This is a genomic window from Bacillus sp. FSL K6-0972 (assembly GCF_037976035.1).
In the GTDB taxonomy this organism is placed as follows: domain Bacteria; phylum Bacillota; class Bacilli; order Bacillales; family Bacillaceae; genus Bacillus; species Bacillus haynesii.
This window is the reverse complement of sequence record NZ_CP150260.1, coordinates 1,818,204-1,836,764: the sequence shown is the minus strand read 5'-3', so window position 1 is coordinate 1,836,764 and position 18,561 is coordinate 1,818,204. Positions and strand designations below refer to the sequence as shown.

Genomic DNA, 18,561 nt, shown 5'->3' with positions numbered 1-18,561 from the left:
TTTCGGACGTAACAGAAGAGAGCAGGCTTTCATTTTTGCCTCACTCTCTTCTCACATCCCGTTAGAAATCTTAAACTAATTTTAAAGCTTTTAGGCTTTCTGCGATTTGTACGGAATTCCATGCCGCGCCTTTCAGCAGGTTGTCGGAAACGATCCACAGATGGAAACCGTTCGGGCGGTCAAGGTCTTTTCTCACCCGGCCGACAAACACGTCTCTTTTCCCTACTGCATCTGCAGGCATCGGATAGACCTGTTCAGCCGGATCATCCTGCAGAACGACGCCTGGAGCTTCTTTTAACAGGTTTTTAATATCTTCTGCTGTTACATCATCACGGTCTGTTTCGATGTAGACGGATTCTGAATGCCCTGTTGCAATCGGCAGTCTGACACATGTGGCTGAAACTTGAAGCTCAGGCATGTGCATGATTTTTTTCGTTTCATTTATCATTTTCATTTCCTCAAACGTAAAGCCGTTTTCCTGGAATTTATCGATTTGAGGAATAGCGTTAAATGCGATTTGGTAGTGTTTTTCATCACTCTTCACCGGCATGATCTCAGGCTCGAACGGTTTGTCGTTCAAAATGGCTTCGGTTTGCCCGTAGAGCTCTTTTACTGCTTCGTTTCCGGCTCCCGACACCGCCTGATAAGTCGACACGATGATTTTGTTTAAACCGCAAGCCTTGCGGATCGGTTCGAGCGCAACAACCATCTGGATTGTTGAACAGTTCGGATTTGCAATAATCCCGTTGTGCTTGTGCAAATCTTCCTCATTGACCTCAGGTACGACGAGCGGAGTGTTTTGGTCCATCCGGAACGCGCTCGTGTTGTCAATGACGATCGCCCCGCGTTTGACAGCCTCGTGAGCAAGCGCCTGCGAAACGCTTCCCCCGGCGCTGAAAAGCGCGATGTTGACGCCTTCAAAGCTCTCTGGACGAGCTTCTTCTACAGTGTACTCTTCGCCTTTGAAAGTCAGCTTCGTACCTGCTGAACGTTTTGAGGATAATAAAGTCAGTTTATCCAGTTCAAAATTCCTGTCTTCTAGTGTTTTTAACATTTGCTGTCCTACAGCGCCTGTCGCACCAACTACTGCTACATGTAATCCTCTGCCCAATTGTAAAACTCCTTCCACCCTAATCGTCGTAAACGATTGGTTGACTATGCATTTTACATTTTATTTTAACATAGATGTGTGCCGGGGTGATTGATATTTTTTAAGATTTATTGATCATTATGGACCAGGATGGGCTGCATTTGTTTATGGGAGAGGGCTTCTTCGACCGCCGGCACTAAAAGATCCATTTTGGCGACGAGTGAATTCGGCTTTTTGTAAGGATCATCCTGGCCGAACGGAATAAAGTAAACGTTTTTTGCCGCCATCAGCCTCATCAAGTTGACGCCGTTCAAGCCGAGCGCGTCATTCGTTGAAATGCCGAGAACGACGGGGCGGGAGTTTCTCATCGTCGCCTTGGCAGCCATGAGAACCGGACTGTCCGTCTGGGCGTTTGCGAGCTTGCTCATCGAATTTCCCGTCAGTGGCGCAACAACCATGCAGTCCAGCGGTGTTTTCGGTCCGAGAGGCTCCGCTTTCGGAATGGAATCAATGACTTTAAATCCAGTCAGTTCTTCTATTCTTCTGACCCATTCTTCCCCTTCTCCAAAGCGTGTGTCCGTCGACTTGACAGTATGCGTGACGACCGGTCTCACTTCAGCTCCTTTGTTGATCAGCGCTTCAATTTGCGGAAATACGGCATCATACGTGCAATGTGAACCCGTCAGGCCAAATCCGATTCTTTTTCCTTTGATCGACATTATGACAGCCCCTTTCGGTCAGTTGTTAATTCAGACAAAAGGTTGCACAAAACGTTGGCAATGATCTGTCCCGCCGTTTTAGGCGCGACGATCCCGGGAAGTCCTGGAGCAAGCAGCGCTTTAATGCCTTGCTTTTCGGCAAAATCAAAATCAGTGCCTCCTGGACGGGTTGCTAAATCGAGAATTAATGTTCTGGGTGTCATTCGTGAGAGGACATGTTTATTGAGAATCAGGCTTGGAATGGTATTGATGCAAATGTCGATATTTTCAACATGCTCTGCAAGTTCGTTTGTGTGGAAAGGAGTGAGGCCCATCTCCATGATTCTGGCGAGGTGGGCGGAGTCGCGCGCTCCGACTTTTACGCGTGCGCCGAGCGCCGAGAACGTCCGGCTGATACTCATTCCCGTCCGCCCGAGCCCGAGAACCATCACATTCGAGCCGTGAATCGTAAAGTCTGTATGCTGTATGGCCATCATAATGGCACCTTCGACTGTAGGTATCGAGTTGTAAATCGCAATATCGTCTCTTTCAAAGAGCTTGACAAGGCGACGGTTCGCCCCTTTGGCCATCCCGTCTAAATACTGGTTAGAAATCCCTGAATAAATCGCACAGTGAGGCTGGGTTTTTTCTAAATGTTCCTGTTTTAACACCACTTTTTCGTTGGAAAAAACAGTCGCAACCGTTCCTTCCATCGATGTGCCTGATACAGGCAGAATAATGCTGTCTATTGTGCCAAAGTCAAGTTCGTTCAGCTTTAGTTTTGTAGCTCCGGTAAACCCGTGATCAAGCTGGTCAAAACCGATTAAAAAGACCTTTGCATCCTGTTCTGTCAGCTTGCGGATGATCTCGAGCTGCCTTGCATCGCCGCCGATGATTGCAATCGTCAATCCGGTTAACATGGCTCTAACATTCACCTTCTTTTTTGACAAGGATCTAATTCATAAGCTAATTTCATCATATGACAAAAAGGAAATAGCGGTGAATTGAAATCCAGAAAAACAAAAAGCCCGCCCCATGGGACGGGCGGGTGTTCCAGCCTTTCTTACTCATCTTTTGTCACGCTGCTTTCCGGAACATCCAAAATGATCATATCCGATCCGATTTTTTGAATCTGCGACCAGGGCACCTTGATGTCATTCCCCTGCTTTCTGCCAAGTCCGAACCATTTAACAGAAGGGATGATAAGAGCCGTAATCTGTCCGTCCTGCTCATTGATCTCAAGATCTGTCTGACCCAGTACGCCGAGCCGTTCGGCCCGCTTTACATCGACGATTTCTTTTCCCGAAAGTTCACTCAGCCTCATGAAAAAACCCCCTTTTGTTATGATGTATGAACCGATAACAAAAAACATGCCTGCCTAAAAAGACAAGCATGTGTAAAGGAGACGTTATTTCGGCAGCTCACCCGACGGGCTGATTAATGCAGATGAGTAATCATCTGTGAAAATCCGGTTGGCAAGATTGTTCACACGCTCTAGGCTGACGGCATTCAACTTTTCGATGATTTCATCAAGCGTCCGGTGTTTACCGAGCAAAAGCTCATTTTTGCCGTTGCGGCTCATTTTGCTGTTTGTGCTTTCGAGACTGAGCATCAGGCTGCCTTTCATTTGCTCTTTGCTGTTTTCAAGCTCTTTCGGTGTAATACCGTCGCTTTTCAGCACTCGCAGTGTTTCATGAATCGTTTCTGACAGGAGCTGAAGCTGATTTGCGCCGGTTCCGGCGTAGATGGTCATCATGCCGCTGTCTTCATAGGAAGTGTGGTAGCTGAACACGGAATATGCAAGACCTTTATCTTCGCGGACATCCTGAAAGAGGCGGCTGCTCATGCTTCCTCCCAAAATATTATTGAGAACGATCAAATCGTAGATTTCCGGGTGGCCTGCTTCCAGCCCGTTGAAGCCGAGGCAGAGGTGAGCCTGTTCGGTTTCTTTTTTGCGCGTCATTTTCTCATGGTGAAAATCCGGTTTTGTCATGCCGGTTCTTTTGCCTTTGGCTTCATATGAGCCGAAATGCTTTTCAGCTTCTTTTATAAAAGCTTCCGGCACATTTCCGGCTATCGAAATGACGACGCGGTCAGGCGTGTAATATTCGTCCATATACTTTCTGAGCGAATCTCCGTCAAATTCAGCAAGCGTGTCCTCTGTGCCGAGGATCGGATAACCGAGGGAATGGCTGCCGTATGACGCTTTGCTCAAGAGATCGTGGACGATGTCATCAGGCGTGTCCTCATACATTTTAATCTCTTCATAGACGACATTTTTCTCTTTTTTCAATTCTTCTTCGTCAAATGATGAATGAAAGAACATGTCAGAAAGCACTTCCAGAGCATAGCTTGCATGCTCATCGAGAACTTTGGCGTAGTAGCACGTATATTCCTTTGAGGTAAACGCGTTGACCTGTCCGCCGATTCTGTCAAAAGACTCTGCGATGTCCCTTGCAGTGCGCGTTTTTGTCCCCTTGAAAAACATGTGCTCAAGAAAGTGCGAAATACCGTTAATTTCAGGTGTTTCATGTCTTGATCCGGTTCCAATCCAAACTCCGATGGCCACAGACCTGACAGTGGGATTGTTTTCGAATACGATTCTTACCCCATTTTGACAAGTATACCGTTTAATCAAATTTGTTCCTCCTATTCAAAGAACGGGCCGCACATCCTATTCTTCAACAAGCCTTTTTTCATTCATCAGCTGTGAAACAGTTCCGATTTGATAGCCTTTTTCATGCAGGTTCTGTATCAAAACGGCAAGACTTTTTGCAGTTGGATCTGTCGGATGCATTAATATCATGGCGCCGTTATGTACTTTGCTTAATACCCGTTGCTGTAAGACGGCCGGCTGCGGTTTCTGCCAATCGATCGTATCAACTGTCCACATGATCGTTCCCATCCCCATCTTGTGAGCCTGATCCACAACCTCTTTGCGGAAGCTGCCGCTCGGCGGGGCGAACCACTTCGGCTTGACGCCGAGCGTTTCATCGATTTGTTCATTTGTCATCCGCAGCTGTTCTGAAATACGTTCTCTCGTCAGTTTGCTCATATCCGGATGATTGTATGAATGGTTTCCGATTTCATGCCCGCCGTTTTGTATGGCCTTTGCCAGATCGGGGTGCTGTTTCACCCATCTGCCCTCTAGAAAAAAGGTGGCTTTGACACGATGCTTTTGCAAAACGGGAAGCATCTCTTCTAAATATTCATTACCCCAAGCGACATTGATAATAAACGATACCATCGGTTTATCCGGATGTCCGCGGTAGATCGGCTCAGGCTTTAAGGATTCCAAATGAACGTCAGGTTTCACTTGGTCATAAACGAGCAGCTTCTCATCAAATGCACCTGCCCGTTTCATTTTTTTGTACGATTTTTCGATGTTTACTTTTAAGCCGTTATAGCCGGGCATCGCTTTCCATATGTGATCAATTTTCGCATTCTGGGCCTTCACTTCATATTCAGGCGCTTTTTGCAAAAGCTCCTGGTACAATTCATCCTTTTGAGCGGCAACCGTGACCGCGTCTTTTTTCATCGCATCTATGTAATGTTGTGAATACGGACGGTTCATCATCTGATAGGACATCAGCAAAAGAAAGAAAAAAACGGAAACACGAACAATCGTTCTTTTCAATTGTATTCCTCCCTTCCCCACAAAATATGTGAGAAAAGGACAAGATAGAACCGGACCGTTTTCACGGCTTAAAACAAAGAAGCCGGGTTACCCAGGCTTCCTTTTGCTTTGAAGACGAAGACAGAAGCAAGATAGACACCGTTTTTACGATTTTTGTTCTTCTTTTTCCTTCTGTTCCCGCAGTACAGCTTTTCTTGATAAGTTGACGCGTCCTTGTTTATCGATTTCGGTAACCTTAACAAGGAGCTCGTCGCCGATTTTGACGACATCTTCGACTTTTCCTACCCGTTCGAGCGCAAGCTCTGAAATATGGACCAGACCGTCTTTTCCGCTGAATAGTTCAACGAAAGCTCCGAATTTTTCAATCCGCTTTACTTTACCTAAGTAAAGCTGTCCGACCTCAACTTCTCTGACAAGGTCTTCGATGATTTTCTTCGCTTTTTGGTTCATGCTTTCATCGGTAGAAGAAATGAAGATTGTGCCGTCTTGTTCAATATCGATTTTAACGCCTGTATCTTCAATGATCTTATTGATTTGTTTTCCGCTTGGTCCGATGACATCGCGGATTTTATCCGGATTGATCGACATCGTCAAGATTTTCGGCGCATAAGGAGAAAGCTCTTTTCTTGATTCAGCCAATGTGCTCAGCATGCTTTCAAGGATCTCCATTCTGCCTTTTTTCGCCTGTTGAAGAGCCTCTTCCAAAATCTCTCTCGATAAGCCTGCAATCTTAATATCCATTTGCAGAGCTGTGACGCCTTTGGACGTTCCTGCTACTTTAAAGTCCATATCCCCGAGATGGTCTTCCATACCTTGAATATCGGTTAAGACCGTGTAATTGTCACCTGATTTGACAAGACCCATCGCGATTCCGGCAACCGGGGCTTTAATCGGCACCCCTGCATCCATCATCGCAAGCGTGCTTGCACAAATGCTCGCCTGGGAAGTGGAACCGTTTGATTCAAGCACTTCAGAGACGAGGCGGATCGTGTACGGGAAGTCTTTTTCAGACGGAACAATCGGTTCAAGCGCACGTTCCCCGAGGGCTCCGTGTCCGATTTCGCGTCGTCCCGGCCCGCGCATCGGCCCTGTTTCCCCGACGCTGAACTGCGGGAAGTTGTAATGGTGCATAAAGCGTTTTGATTCTTCGACACCGAGACCGTCTAAAATCTGCACATCGCCAAGCGCACCGAGCGTACAAATGCTGAGCGCCTGAGTCTGACCCCTTGTAAAAAGTCCTGAACCGTGTGTTCTCGGAAGGAGGCCGACTTCTGAAGAAAGCGGGCGGATCTCATCGACAGCCCGGCCGTCAGGACGAACTTTTTCCTCCGTGATCAGACGGCGCACTTCATTTTTAACAAGCTGCGACAAAATGTCTTTCACTTGTTTCAGCGTTTCTTCATCGTGTTCCTCTTCTTCAAACTTGGCCAAAACCTCATTTTTCACTTCGCTGATCGCGTTCTCGCGCGCGTGCTTTTCATGAACCTGAATGGCTTTTAAGAGGCTTGATTCGGCCATTCCCCGCACTTTTTCTTTCAGATCGGAATCGATCTCATACAGGGTAATTTCTGATTTTTCTTTACCGACAGCGGCGACGATTTCCTCCTGGAACGCAATAAGCCGCTTGATCTCCTCGTGACCGAACATGATCGCTTCAAGCATGATCTCTTCCGGAACTTCGTCTGCTCCTGCTTCAACCATGTTGATTGCATCCTTCGTTCCCGCTACGACGAGGTGAATGTCGCTTTTTTCAAGCTGTTCAAGTGTCGGATTGATAATGAATTCGTTGTCAACCCGGCCTACCGTCACTCCAGCGATCGGGCCTTCAAACGGGATGTCCGATACGCACAGCGCAAGAGATGATCCAAACATTGCCGCCATTTCCGACGAACAATCCTGGTCAACGCTCATGACGATGCTGACGACTTGAACTTCATTCCGGAAGCCGTCTGCGAACAGCGGACGGATCGGTCGGTCGATTAACCGGCTGGCGAGAATCGCTTTTTCGCTCGGTCTTCCCTCTCTTTTAATAAACCCGCCCGGAATCTTTCCGACGGCGTAAAGTCTTTCTTCATAATTCACAGTTAACGGGAAAAAGTCTACGGTTTTAGGTTCTTTTGAAGCCGTTGCGGTGCTGAGCACTGCAGTGTCTCCATAACGCACCATGACAGCTCCGTTTGCTTGTTTTGCAAGCTGGCCGGTTTCTACTGTCAGCTTGCGGCCGGCCCAATCTATGGAAAAGACATGTTTCTCTTGTCCCATTCTTATATGAACTCCTCTCTTCGGATAGTTTTTAGGTTACTCCTATTATGAACGAAATGAATTGAACATATCAATGGCAAAGTGCTATGTAAGGAATGAATCGGTGTCATTTAAAATCATTTATATGAACAACGCGTTTTGGAGTTGCCGGATATTCGTTCTTATACGATAAAAAAGCGGGAATCCTCCCGCTTTTTACGATTATCGACGTAATCCTAGTTTGTTGATCAACTCACGGTAACGAGTTACGTCTTTGTTACGAAGATACGTAAGAAGATTACGACGTTTACCTACCATTTTAAGAAGACCGCGACGTGAGTGATGGTCTTTCTTGTGAGTGCGTAAATGCTCGTTCAAGTTGTTGATTTGATCTGTTAGGATAGCGATCTGAACTTCCGGTGATCCCGTGTCAGATTCGTGGGTTTTGAACTCATTGATGAGTTGTGTTTTACGCTCTTGAGTAATTGCCATCCTGTTTCACCTCCATATAATATTAGCCCCGATTACCTAGCAAACGCCGGTGATTCGATTTGCCAAGTGAACGGTTTTAAAGCTACAGACAATATGATACTAGAAAGACGGGCCTAATGCAACCATTTATGATGAAGTTTAGCTTTTATCACCATTGTTGACGCAGATTGCCGTTTCCATACATCTAGATTCCGGCCGGCTTCCGCTCTCTGAAGAAGCGGATCGCTTCTTCTTTGTCTCTGGAAATCTGTTCGACAAGCTCGTCAACGCTGCCGAATTTTTTTTCGCTCCTCAACCGCTTATACCATTCAACCTTGATTTCGGACCCGTATATGTCACGGTCAAAATCGAATAAATTGACTTCGATTGAAGGCTGTCCCGGCCGTTTTTCGTAAAACGTCGGCTTGTATCCGACATTGCAGACGCCGTTGTAGACAGCGCCGCCGATTTCGGCTTTAACGGCATACACACCTGTCGGCGGGACGATGTATGTGTCTTTAAGGCCGATATTGGCAGTCGGAAATCCGATCGTGCGGCCCCTTTTATCGCCGTGGATCACAAAGCCTTTCACATGGTACGGCCTGCCGAGCAGTTCAGCGGCATACTCGACGTCGCCGGCTCCCAGGACGCTGCGGATTCTCGTGGAGCTTACCTTTTGATCCTGGTTGGAATATTTTGCGACAGACGTGCTTTTGACACGGCCTTTCGCATACTCCTGGAAGTTTTCCATTGTGCCTTTGCCGAATTTCCCGAAGGTAAAGTCAAATCCGGCTACAACATGAGTAACGTGAAAGCCGAGTATATATTGATCGATAAATTCCTCAGGTGATAGAGAAGCGAATTCAGGGGTAAATGTGACAACGTATAAAAAATCGACCCCTAAGTCTTCAATGATGCTGATTTTGTCCTGCAAAGGCGTGATTAAATCTTTTGGCTCCCGGCCTTTTTTGAGCACGGCAGAAGGGTGGGGATGAAAGGTCATCACGGACGTTTTGACCCCTTCTCTTGCCGCGGTGTTTTTTGCTGTAAGAATCACTTGCTGATGTCCCAGGTGAACACCGTCAAAATAGCCTAATGCCATAACTGATGTCGGAAAATCCTCACGTTTTAAGTCGTGTGGGTGGGAAATATGTATCGTCTTCAAGAACGGTCACCTTTTCTATTGTTCGCTTTTTTGCACGAGTACTTTTGCCGGCTTCAACAGGCCGGTTTTGGTCGGATGCGGATAATAGACGGCTGTGCACCGGCCTGCTTCCGTAAAGACCGCAATGCGGTCTTCGCTCGTCAAATGAGAAAAGCTGCCAGGCGTTTCAAGCACCGCTCCATTTTCCACTTTCTTAGCTAATGTATCACTAATTATCCATTTCGGCAAATGATCAAGCGCACGTTCGATGGGGACGAGCTTTTCAGACAATGTTCCGTCAGCGATCAAGCCTTCGACGTCTTCAAAGGTCAAGCATTCATCAAGGGTGAAAGGGCCTGACGCGGTCCTGACCAGATGGGACATATGCGCTGGATATCCGAGCTTCTCCCCGATTGTTACCGCCAAGGTCCTAACATATGTGCCTTTTGAACATGTCACAACAAACCGGAAGCGGGCTTTATCCTGCTCATGGCGAATCTCGGATGTCAGTTCGATATGGTGGATGGTGATGGTCCGCTTCGGCCGTTCAATCTCAATTCCAGCCCGCGCGTACTCATACAGCTTTTTGCCGCCTACCTTGACAGCGGAATACATCGGCGGGACTTGCTCAATCGTTCCTTCAAGAGATCGCAGGACGCTCTGCACGGTCTGTTCATCAGGCGGCACTGAGACGAGTTTCTTTTCTGTCACTTCCCCCGTCTGGTCTTCTGTCGCAGTTGAAAAGCCAAGCGTGACCTCTGCATCATATGTTTTGGACTTTTCGGTTAAATACTCGACGATTTTGGTTGCCCTCCCGACGCAGATCGGGAGAACGCCCGACACCTCGGGATCCAGTGTACCGGTATGGCCGACCTTTTTTGTTTTCAGCAGTTTGCGGATCTTCATGACGCAGTCGTGCGAAGTCATGCCGGCCGGTTTATGTAATAGAAGGACTCCGTTATACATTCGTGTTTCTTCGCCCCTTTCTCATTTGGAGCTAAAAAGGACAGGCAGTCGCCCGCCTATCCTTTTTCAGCTTATGATTCTTCTTTGTTTTCGTTCAGCTCGTGAATCAATGTTTCGATACGGTTTCCGTAATCGATCGATTCATCGAACTCAAAATGGATTTCAGGTGTTTTGCGAAGCCTGATTCGGTTTCCAAGTTCGGAACGAATAAAGCCCTTTGCTTTTGCCAGGCCTTTGAGCGTTTCTTCCCGTTTCTTTTCATCGCCTAAAACGGAAATATACACTTTGGCAATTTGCAGATCACCTGAGACCCTGACATCGGTGACTGTTAAAAACCCGATTCGCGGATCTTTCAGCTTTCTTCCGATAATGTCACCAAGTTCTTTTTTCATCTGCTCACCCACACGGGTAGCTCTCATCGTCATGACCATACCACCTCTACGTTAAAACCACTCTGTTCTCGTGATCGTCCGTTCAATTTCCGGAAAAGAGTCGATAAAGCTTAGAACCCGCTGCAGCTCTTTTTCCGTTTGCACGCGAGAGGAAGAAACGGCGGCAATACCAAAGCTTGTGCGCTGCCATGTGTCCTGATAGTCAATTTCTGAAACAGAAACGTTGAACTTGGCGCGGATTCTTGTGATAATCCGCTTCAGCACCGCCCGTTTTTCCTTGAGTGATGATGCATCGTAAATGATGCATTCGCATTCAACGAAACCGATCACTTTCTTTCAATTTCTTGCATGACATACGCTTCGATCATATCGCCTTCACGTATGTCGTTGTATTTCTTAATGGTGATACCACATTCATATCCTTGTGAAACTTCTTTCACGTCATCTTTAAAGCGTTTCAGCACATCGACTTCCCCTTCATAGATGACGACGCCGTCGCGGATCAAGCGGATTCCGCTGTCACGTGTGATCGTACCTTCCGTTACATAGCCTCCGGCAATCGTTCCGATTTTAGAGACTTTGAATGTTTGACGGACTTCAACCATGCCGATCACTTTTTCTTCATACTCAGGATCAAGCATGCCTTTCATGGCTGCTTCGATCTCATCAATGACTTTATAAATGATGCGGTGAAGGCGGATATCCACATTTTCGGCTTCGGCGGTACTCTTAGCATTTCCGTCAGGTCTGACATTAAACCCGATCACGATTGCATTTGATGCAGAAGCTAAAATAATGTCTGATTCGGTAATCGCACCTACGCCTGTGTGGATAATTTTGACTCTGACGCCTTCGACTTCTATTTTTTGCAGTGCTGCAACGAGAGCTTCAGCAGAGCCTTGAACATCGGCTTTGACAACGAGATTAATGTCTTTGACATCGCCTTGTTTAATCTGTTCAAACAAGTCATCAAGGCTGAGCTTCGCCTTATCACTGCGCTGTTCTTCAAGCTGTTTGGTAGCGCGCGCTTCGCCGACTGAACGGGCTGTTTTTTCATCTTTGAACACAAGGAACTGATCCCCTGCGTTCGGAACTTCGTTCAATCCGGTGATTTCCACAGGTGTTGACGGTCCCGCCGATTTAACGCGTCTGCCGACATCATTGACCATCGCGCGAACGCGGCCGAATGTGTTCCCGACGACGATCGGATCTCCGACGTGAAGCGTTCCGTTTTGAACGAGCAATGTTGCGACAGAACCTTTTCCTTTATCAAGCTCGGCTTCGATGACCGTACCTTTTGCCCTGCGGTTCGGATTTGCTTTGAGCTCCTCGACCTCGCTGACGAGAAGGATCATTTCGATCAGCTCATCGATTCCCTCTCCTGACAGTGCGGAAAGAGGAACGAAAATCGTCTCGCCTCCCCATGCTTCAGGAACAAGACCGTGCTCTGTCAGCTCCTGCATCACCCGGTCAGGGTTTGCCGTCGGTTTGTCGATTTTGTTGACAGCGACGATGATAGGCACTTCAGCCGCTTTCGCATGGTTGATCGCTTCGATCGTCTGCGGCATGACCCCGTCATCTGCAGCTACGACGAGAATCGTAATATCCGTAACTTCCGCACCGCGTGCGCGCATCGTTGTAAATGCGGCGTGGCCCGGAGTGTCAAGGAAGGTGATCTTCTTGCCGTTTTCCTCGATCTGATAAGCGCCGATATGCTGAGTGATGCCTCCGGCTTCGCCTTCGACGACCTTCGTTTTTCTGATGCTGTCGAGAAGCGTTGTTTTTCCGTGGTCGACGTGACCCATGATCGTTACGACAGGAGGACGGATTTCGAGGTCTTTTTCGTTATCCGGCTCTTCGTATTTTTCGAATTCGGTTTCTTCATGGACGATCACTTCTTCGACTTCGACGCCGTATTCTGAAGCGATCAGCTCCACGGTATCTTTGTCAAGATCTTGGTTGATCGTTGCCATAGTGCCAAGAAGCATTAATTTTTTAATGATTTCTGACGGCTCTTTTCCGAGCTCTTCTGCAAGCTGCCCGACCGACATTGAGTTGGTGAATTCGATTTTTTCAGGCAGCTCTTTTTTCGGCTTGAACTGCTTCTCCTGAGGAGATTGATGATTTTTACCGCGCTTGTTCTTTTTGTTATTGTTGTTGTTTTTCTTCTTGTTTTTATTGTTAAATTGAGTATTCTGCACGTTATTCTTCTTTCCGTCTCGATTTTTGTTTGGCTTACTTCCGGCATTCTGTTTTGCGGCTTCTTGCTGCGGCTTTTGTCCGCCTGTACCGGCATCCTTTTTATTTCCCGCAGGTTTAGCGCCCTTCTTGAATTTTTGATCGAGCTGTTTAATCGCATTTTCTTCGATCATCGCCATATGGTTATTGACTTCGATATTCATATCTTTCAATGCCGCGATAATATCCTTACTTGAAACATTTATGGCTTTTGCATATTCATAAACTCTCATTTTAGCCATTCGTTCACCCCCAAAAAAATTAATCGAGCTTTCGGAGCAACGTATTCGCAAAACCTTGATCAGTGACAGCAACAACCACACGGGATTCTTTGCCGATTGAACGGCCCAAAAGCATACGATCTCCGACTTTTTTCACCGGTACATCGTAGTGTCTGCATTTGTCGGTTACTTTTTTCTCCGTGTTAGCCGATGCGTCGTCTGCAAGCAAAACAAGCTTTGCGCGCGAATGCCTGATTTCTTTCACAACCAGGTCTTCTCCGGACACGACCTTTCGAGCTCGATTCGCCAGACCCAGCAAGGAAAACCATTCTGATTCCGACATTTATCTGTTCTCCTTTTCCGCCAGTTCCAGCAGTTCATCAAAAATCTGATCATCAATCTGTGCTTGAAGCTGATTTGCTAAGCTGTTTTTCTTTTTTGCAGTTAAAATGACGTCTTTATCAAGTGTAAGGTAGGCTCCCCGGCCGTTCTTCTTACCGGTCGGGTCTACGGAAACTTCCCCTTCCTTCGAACGGACGACGCGGATGAGCTCCTTTTTAGGCTTCATTTCCCCTGTTACGACGCATTTTCTAAGCGGGATCTTCTTTCGGCTTTTCACCAAAGGTCACCTCTTATTCATCCGATTCTGGAGTTTCGCTTTCCAAGAAAAGCTCTTCCGGCTCCTCTTCTTCAAGCTCCCTTGGATAAATTCCAAGCTCTCTTGCATCTGTTTCGCTTTTAATATCGATCTTCCAGCTTGTCAACTTGGCTGCCAGGCGGGCGTTTTGACCTCTTTTTCCGATGGCGAGCGACAGCTGGTAATCAGGAACGACAACCGTTGTCGCCTTATCCTCTTCATTGACGATGACGTCGAGCACTTTTGAAGGGCTCAGCGCATTGGCGACGAATTCAACCGGGTCGTTTGACCAGTGAACAATATCAATTTTCTCGCCTTTCAATTCATTGACGATCGCCTGAACGCGCTGACCCTTCGGTCCGACGCAGGCGCCGACGGGATCGATGTCGGGATTATCCGTGCGGACAGAAATCTTCGAGCGGTCTCCCGCTTCTCTCGCCACGGATTTAAGCTCGACCGTTCCATCGTAAATTTCCGGGACTTCGATTTCAAAGAGCCGTTTTAATAAACCTGGATGAGTTCTTGAAACGTAAATCTGCGGACCCTTCGTCGTTTTTTCGACTTTTGTAATGAACACTTTGATCCGGTCATGAGGCTTGTAGACTTCATTCGGCATCTGTTCTGAAACCGGCAGAAGCGCCTCGATTTTTCCTAAAGAGACATAGATGAACTTATTGTCGATCCGCTGGACGATGCCTGTCATGATATCTTCTTCGCGATCGATGAATTCAGAATAGATAACGCCGCGCTCCGCTTCGCGGACGCGCTGAGTCACGACCTGCTTTGCCGTCTGGGCAGCGATGCGGCCGAAATCCTTCGGCGTCACTTCGATTTCCACGACATCCCCGACAATGTAGTTCGGATTGATGTTTACGGCATCTTCAATCGAGATTTCAAGGCGCGGATCATACACTTCATCCACGACATCTTTGCGGGCGAAAACGCGGATTGAACCGGTGTCGCGATTCAAATCTACCCTGACATTCTGCGCCTGGTTGAAGTTCCGCTTATAAGCGGAAATGAGCGCAGCTTCAATTGCTTCAATAATAATGTCCTTACTGATTCCCTTTTCTTTTTCAAGAACAGTCAGGGCATCTAACAACTCACTACTCATGTTTATGGTTTCCCCCTTAAACAGTCAAAAATTAATTGAACGAAACAGCCAGCCTCGCTTTGGCTACTTTATCATATGGAATATTGATCGTTTTCCGGCGCGTTTTGATCATCACCGCGACCTCCACGTTTTCACCGTCAAATGCGGAAAGCTCGCCTTCAAACTCTTTATTGCCTTCAATAGGTTCGTACGTTTTAATATATACGTTTTTTCCGAGCGCTTTCATGAAATCGGCTTCTTTCTTTAAAGGCCTCTCAGCTCCCGGGGACGATACTTCAAGAAAATAGTTTTGCTTGATCGGATCAGCCTCGTCGAGCTTTTCACTAAGAGCTTCGCTAACCTTGGCACATTCCTCGATGTCTACGCCGTCATCTGAATCAATAAACACGCGAAGAAACCAGCTCTGACCTTCCTTGACAAATTCGATGTCAACGAGTTCAAGCTGAAGATTGTCTAGTATAGGCTGGACCATTTCGCTGACGGTATCGATCACTTTGTTACTCATACTTTTCCTCCTTGTGCAGGGTCCCATTCATCAGCTCCCTCGTAAAAACCCTGCTTCAAAAGCAGGGGATTTAGAAAAAACGATGAACATGTCGAGACAAAATTGCCTGTTCAATACAAAAGAGCGGGTTTCCCCACTCTTCGCCTCGGCTATCGTTAGCATTTCCAATAAAACTATACCATAACCATATTTTTATTGCAAATCATGACAGCGTTCAGTCTGAAGCATTTCGGAAGCGGATGATTTTTCATTCATCCGCTTCGCATGTTCTGAAATGACAGAAGCGGCAGAGCTCGGATAAACGATCCGAAAACCATCATAGTCCGGATAAAGGGTCCCGTCATCCTGAATGCCGGTCAAAATCCAAAATTGGCTGCCCGCCCCGCCCTGCTTTTCTATGAGTTCAAGCCATGTTCTGTAGACGTCGTCCCTTCTGGACTTATCCTGATAGCCGTACTCTTCTAAAACGACCGGTTTGCCGATTTCTTTTCCATCGCAAATATGGTCTGTGATCCACTGGTTCCCCCATTCGGCCGTCTTGCCCCAATGATCCGGATAGAGGTGAAATGTGCCGTAATCAATATGCATAAGAGCGGTCAGCCTTTTCCAATCCACACCTTCTCCGCCGTTGTAATGCCAATCAGGGTGCCCTTCTATATGATAAAACCCTTCATCTCCAACCGCTACAAGATGGTGCTGATCAATGGATTTAATAAATTCGCTCATCTCATCCGCCCATTCGACAAGTGTATTTCCGGTCCTGTCAGACTGGACCCTCGGTTCATTGGCAAGCTCCCATGCCATAATCGCGGGATCATCTTTATATTTGACGCCATTATATGTGTTGACTCGGTTCAGCATATAGGATACATAGTTCTTATACGCCTCTTTGATGTCCGGATGAGTGTAAAAGGCGTCATGTCCATCCGCCTGAAACCACCTGACATATTGATTCATTCCGCCAAAATCATCCCAGTTGTTCACAAAAGGAATGACAAGTTTTATCCCTGACTGTCCCGCTTTATAAATGGCATAGTCAAGCTTTGAAAAGCCTGATTCATCATATATGCCCGGCCTTGGCTGCATGACGGTATTTTCCTGCAGCTGGCCGTCAAGAAATCCCCAGATGCGGATCACTTTCAAATTCATCGCTTTCATATCTTCGAATACATCATCGACCATTTTTTTAGATTTATAATGAAAATAATAGTTATTCGTCCCGGCAAAATAAAAGTCTTTTCCATTTAAAGTGAACGATGTTCCGGATGTCTCAACAAAAGGAGACGCGGCTAGTGCAGGCCGGGGATTGCCAAACTGGATAGCCGAGAGTGCAAGCAAAAACGGCGTTAGCACTGTCAATAAACCCTTTTTCGTCATCATTATTTTTCCCTGCTTTCATAAAGAGGATGCATGGACGGCGTCATTGAGAGGATAGCCGGCAGTTCAAGGCGTGACTTTCACCTTCACGACCGTTTCGACGCCTTTCGGCCACAGTTCAAATGTAAAGGTGGAATCGCTTTTCAAATACTTTAAAACCCGCTCTCTCAAATACAAATCCCCGTCTTTTTCGTAAAAATCTTCGTCATAGTTCAAGTAGGGCGTCCATGACCATACTTCTTCAAGAACCGGCCTTCCGGTAGAGTCGACGACTCCTTTAACCGTAGCCAGCTTCGTTCCGTTCAATGACGCCGGGATTTTGAGATCACCGCTAATTGCCGATTGACTGATGGTGAATTCGCTTTTTTCAAGCTTCGGGTCATCATAAAGGATAATATCCATAACCTGGCTGGCTCCTTTATGAAACGTAAAAGTGAGCTGCGCTTTTACCCCCGGCTGCTCAGACCCTTTTATCAGCTTTGCCAAGCAGGATGCTTTAATAGAGATCGTTTTTCCGGCATTGCCGATTGTATAATCGCTGCCTTCCTTTAATTGTTCTGATTTCTGATAGATGCCAGTCAGCGTATTGCCGTTCAGCTGAATATCCACCGTCTGATCGCTGATGCTTTGACCTTTTTTGATAAAAAGATCTGCCGGTTTGATGATCGCATTGGGAACACCGCGTCCCGCCTGAATGACAATGTCTTTTACAACAGGATCGCGCCACTGTCTCATATTCCGGTCAAACTGGTCATTCCCATTGTCCCACCACATCGGGATCATTTGATATTTGTGGGCAAGGCTGACAAACGTATCATGATAGAGGCGCTTTGAATGATTTTCATTGGCGCCGAGGGTACCATATTCGCCGATGATAACCGGATATCCTTTGCTAACAAATTTTTCATAAACCGGTCTGATGTCCAGCTCCATCTCGGAGATTTCGGCTGCCGACCCCCAAGTCGTCCGGCCCCACCAGTTTGATACATAATCCCAAGGAGAATAGTAGTGATATGTGAGGACAATCCGGTCATCATCAGGCGGTTCAAATGAATGAAGCAATTCGTCTTTGTTATCTTCAAGCCCCCCGACGATCACAAGCCGCTGGCTGTTTTTGCCGCCGGTCGATCGGATGATGTTCAGCATCTCTCGGTTAAGCAGATTCATTTGATATGCGCTCATTCCGGTCGGTTCATTGACGATTTCAAACAGGAGGCGTTCACTTTTGTTTTTAAAGCGCTCGGCAATCTGCTTCCAGACTTTCCCCAGCTTATCTAATGTCTCCTGCTGGCTGTTTCCCATCCGGCTGATCCATAGCCAAGAATCGTGGTGAATATTTAACACGACGTAAAACTCTCTTTCCAAAGCCCAATCTGTCACTTCTTCCACCCGGTTCATCCAAGCGGTGTCGATCGGATAATCGGGAGCGCTGCCGATGTGGGAATCCCATGTCACCGGAATCCGGACGCTTTTAAACCCCGCATCGAGAATATCATCAAAAGTATGTTCGCGAACCGGCGGGTTGTTCCAAGAGCCTTCTGTCGGAACAGCATCCAGCGTGTTGCCAAGGTTCCATCCTGGGCTCATGTTTTCCAAAAGATCAGGCGGGGTGATGATGCTCTCCTTTTCTTGCTTTGCTGGCCCGCTTGTTCCCGAAGCTTTCGGAACTGCGGATAAAAGAACGGTTCCCATGATCAAAACGAACAGAATGATCGACTTTAAACATAAGGCTAACCATTTTTCTCTCAAACTTTTGATCTCCTTTTTAGATAATCGTGTAAAACACAAGCTAAAATCCTAAAGCCTGCCTTTTAAAAAAAGAAGGCGGCT

The 18,561-nt window shown here is 46.9% G+C and carries 19 protein-coding genes; all 19 read right to left on the bottom strand.

What is annotated here, in order from left to right:
• Nucleotides 1-70: 70 nt before the first annotated feature.
• Entirely contained in the window at nt 71-1,111 is a 1,041-nt protein-coding gene (asd, locus tag MKX80_RS09330; RefSeq protein WP_154997419.1) for an aspartate-semialdehyde dehydrogenase, read from the bottom strand.
• A 107-nt stretch (nt 1,112-1,218) separates the two neighbouring features.
• The gene (gene dpaB / locus MKX80_RS09325; protein WP_094777404.1) at nt 1,219-1,812 is read right to left on the bottom strand and encodes a dipicolinate synthase subunit B; all 594 of its coding nucleotides are present in this window, start codon (nt 1,810-1,812) and stop codon (nt 1,219-1,221) included.
• Nucleotides 1,809-2,708: a dipicolinic acid synthetase subunit A gene (gene dpaA / locus MKX80_RS09320; RefSeq protein WP_154997422.1), complete on the bottom strand. Its 900-nt coding sequence runs from the start codon at nt 2,706-2,708 to the stop codon at nt 1,809-1,811. The genes dpaB and dpaA overlap by 4 nt, the downstream gene beginning before the upstream one ends.
• Nucleotides 2,709-2,851: 143 nt before the next feature.
• Nucleotides 2,852-3,112, bottom strand: coding sequence for a YlmC/YmxH family sporulation protein (locus MKX80_RS09315; RefSeq protein ID WP_043926410.1), 261 nt, complete (start codon nt 3,110-3,112; stop codon nt 2,852-2,854).
• Nucleotides 3,113-3,196: 84 nt separating this feature from the next.
• Complete coding sequence (locus MKX80_RS09310; protein WP_154997426.1) at nt 3,197-4,426, bottom strand: pitrilysin family protein; 1,230 nt, start codon at nt 4,424-4,426, stop codon at nt 3,197-3,199.
• 36 nt (nt 4,427-4,462) lie between these two features.
• On the bottom strand, nt 4,463-5,377 hold the full coding sequence (locus tag MKX80_RS09305; RefSeq protein ID WP_234113195.1) for a polysaccharide deacetylase family protein: 915 nt from the start codon (nt 5,375-5,377) through the stop codon (nt 4,463-4,465).
• 192 nt (nt 5,378-5,569) lie between these two features.
• A complete protein-coding gene (gene pnp, locus MKX80_RS09300) occupies nt 5,570-7,687 on the bottom strand; it encodes a polyribonucleotide nucleotidyltransferase (protein ID WP_154997432.1) in 2,118 nt (705 codons plus the stop codon).
• Between the two features lie 201 nt (nt 7,688-7,888).
• A complete protein-coding gene (gene rpsO / locus MKX80_RS09295; RefSeq protein ID WP_003181879.1) occupies nt 7,889-8,158 on the bottom strand; it encodes a 30S ribosomal protein S15 in 270 nt (89 codons plus the stop codon).
• A gap of 184 nt (nt 8,159-8,342) precedes the next feature.
• Nucleotides 8,343-9,302: a bifunctional riboflavin kinase/FAD synthetase gene (gene ribF / locus MKX80_RS09290; RefSeq protein WP_003181877.1), complete on the bottom strand. Its 960-nt coding sequence runs from the start codon at nt 9,300-9,302 to the stop codon at nt 8,343-8,345.
• A gap of 15 nt (nt 9,303-9,317) precedes the next feature.
• Nucleotides 9,318-10,247: a tRNA pseudouridine(55) synthase TruB gene (gene truB / locus MKX80_RS09285; protein ID WP_154997435.1), complete on the bottom strand. Its 930-nt coding sequence runs from the start codon at nt 10,245-10,247 to the stop codon at nt 9,318-9,320.
• A gap of 71 nt (nt 10,248-10,318) precedes the next feature.
• Nucleotides 10,319-10,672: a 30S ribosome-binding factor RbfA gene (gene rbfA, locus MKX80_RS09280; protein ID WP_154997438.1), complete on the bottom strand. Its 354-nt coding sequence runs from the start codon at nt 10,670-10,672 to the stop codon at nt 10,319-10,321.
• An 18-nt stretch (nt 10,673-10,690) separates the two neighbouring features.
• Nucleotides 10,691-10,969, bottom strand: coding sequence for a DUF503 domain-containing protein (locus MKX80_RS09275; RefSeq protein WP_154997441.1), 279 nt, complete (start codon nt 10,967-10,969; stop codon nt 10,691-10,693).
• Nucleotides 10,966-13,119 (bottom strand): translation initiation factor IF-2, encoded by a 2,154-nt coding sequence (gene infB / locus MKX80_RS09270; protein WP_154997444.1) that lies wholly within the window; start codon nt 13,117-13,119, stop codon nt 10,966-10,968. Before infB ends, MKX80_RS09275 begins: the two co-directional genes overlap by 4 nt.
• Before the next feature lie 19 nt (nt 13,120-13,138).
• Nucleotides 13,139-13,441, bottom strand: a complete 303-nt coding sequence (locus tag MKX80_RS09265) for a YlxQ family RNA-binding protein (protein WP_020451431.1) — start codon at nt 13,439-13,441, stop codon at nt 13,139-13,141.
• On the bottom strand, nt 13,442-13,717 hold the full coding sequence (locus tag MKX80_RS09260) for a YlxR family protein (protein WP_029327011.1): 276 nt from the start codon (nt 13,715-13,717) through the stop codon (nt 13,442-13,444). It abuts the gene before it with no gap.
• A gap of 13 nt (nt 13,718-13,730) precedes the next feature.
• Nucleotides 13,731-14,849: a transcription termination factor NusA gene (nusA, locus tag MKX80_RS09255; protein ID WP_152847968.1), complete on the bottom strand. Its 1,119-nt coding sequence runs from the start codon at nt 14,847-14,849 to the stop codon at nt 13,731-13,733.
• A gap of 31 nt (nt 14,850-14,880) precedes the next feature.
• The gene (gene rimP, locus MKX80_RS09250) at nt 14,881-15,354 is read right to left on the bottom strand and encodes a ribosome maturation factor RimP (RefSeq protein ID WP_152847969.1); all 474 of its coding nucleotides are present in this window, start codon (nt 15,352-15,354) and stop codon (nt 14,881-14,883) included.
• Nucleotides 15,355-15,546: 192 nt separating this feature from the next.
• Nucleotides 15,547-16,734 carry a cellulase family glycosylhydrolase gene (locus MKX80_RS09245; RefSeq protein WP_154997446.1) on the bottom strand — a complete coding sequence of 396 codons (1,188 nt, stop codon included), beginning with the start codon at nt 16,732-16,734 and terminating at the stop codon, nt 15,547-15,549.
• A gap of 63 nt (nt 16,735-16,797) precedes the next feature.
• Nucleotides 16,798-18,480, bottom strand: a complete 1,683-nt coding sequence (locus tag MKX80_RS09240) for a cellulase family glycosylhydrolase (RefSeq protein ID WP_234113023.1) — start codon at nt 18,478-18,480, stop codon at nt 16,798-16,800.
• Nucleotides 18,481-18,561 lie beyond the last annotated feature (81 nt).